The sequence below is a fragment of the Halanaerobium sp. genome (assembly GCF_003070835.1).
The window spans coordinates 1-1,531 of the sequence record NZ_QBLR01000473.1 but is presented as its reverse complement, the minus strand read 5'-3'; the positions used below and the strand labels follow the sequence as shown (position 1 = coordinate 1,531).

General features: G+C 34.7%; 2 protein-coding genes. Both read left to right on the top strand.

Annotated features, from left to right (window positions below; genetic code table 11):
* Positions 1-1,037 (top strand): IS3 family transposase (locus CI949_RS20570; protein ID WP_290769902.1); only part of this gene is annotated, 1,037 nt, incomplete at its 5' end.
* A 79-nt stretch (positions 1,038-1,116) separates the two neighbouring features.
* Positions 1,117-1,266 carry a hypothetical protein gene (locus tag CI949_RS20565; RefSeq protein ID WP_181413331.1) on the top strand — a complete coding sequence of 50 codons (150 nt, stop codon included), beginning with the start codon at positions 1,117-1,119 and terminating at the stop codon, positions 1,264-1,266.
* Positions 1,267-1,531 lie beyond the last annotated feature (265 nt).

Here is a 1,531-nt window from a genome sequence, read left to right as displayed (position 1 = left end):
ATTCTAAAAAAAAACGACAAATAGGACTGCATGGTGAAATTAAAAATGACTGGCTTGCAGCAGATGAAAAAAGAAAATTAATGGATATTGTGGAAGAATCAACTCTGCCTGTTAAAACAACCTGCGAAATATTAGAGCTTAATTCCTGGCGTTACTATGACTGGAGAAAACGCTATGAGGCTGATGGGATGGAAGGACTTAAAAATCACAAGTCTACTCCTGCAGCATGCCCTCACAGCCTTCTGGAGGAAGAAAAGCAGGCAATTGTAGATTATGCTCTTAAACACCCTGATCAGCGTCATAGAAAACTTGCTAAGAAAATGATGGATGATGACATTGTCTATGTATCTGCATCGAGTGCATACCGGGTGCTTAAGGAAGCTGGACTCATCCCGGATCAGGAATATCATAAACAGAAAAAAGCAGATGGTAAAATTGAAGTAGATCAGCCAAATAAAATGTGGCATACCGATATTAGTTATATCCCTGTAAAAAATACCCATGCCTATTTAATCTGCGTTCTTGATGGCTACTCCCGCAAAATTATACACGGAGAACTCTCTCAAACTATGACTGCAGACGATATGCAGCGAGTCCTTAGCAGAGCCATGTATAAAGCAGGTATATTTGACTTAGACCCTGTCAGCAGACCAGTCCTTGTAAGTGATAATGGCACCCAGCTTGTGTCTAAATCTTTTACTGAATTCCTTGAAGAATGGGAGATCAGGCACATTAGGACAGCTGTAAAGCATCCAGAGACAAACGGAAAAATTGAAGTCTTTCACAAAACAATTAAGTATGAGAATGTCTATAGAAAAGAAACCTATCAGAGTTTTTATGAAGCCAGAGAAGATATAGAAAATTTCATTGACTATTACAATTCTGAAAGACTGCATCAGGGTGTAGATTATGTAATACCAGATCAAAAATATAACGGCAAAGCCGATGAAATTATAGATGAAAGAAAGAAGAAACATCAGTCAGCAATTGATAGAAGAAAACGGCTCAATCGAAAGAGAAAATCAACAGCTGCATAGAATACCCGGGACTACAAAAGTATTTTTAAAATCTACTTGACTTTTCAGAAACAATGCAGAAAAATTTAGAGATTTCAAAGTGCCACGTCAAAAAGATTTAGGCTATGGTTTTGGTCAATCTAATATCTGGTATGCTGAAGAGGAAAAAGCGGAAAGATTCAAAAATAAAACTATTAATTATATTAATGAGTTAAAGGGAAATAATCGATTAAAAATAATTCAGCCTTAAACTGTTGTGTTTTGATTAGAATTAAAGTTTGATATTTTTTAGATAGTGGAAATAAGAAAGATAAAAAAAATAAAGATGAAAATTATTTTTATATAGATTCTGTTAGAGGGGCAAAGGGTAAAGGGCAAATTACTAGTGAAGGTTTTGTAGTACTAAAAGGATCTAGAATGTCTAATAATACTGTTGATTCAGCTCAAAATTGGGTAATTAAAAAGAGAAAAGAGCTATTAGAAAAAGAAATTGTAGTTGAAAATGATGAAAATTA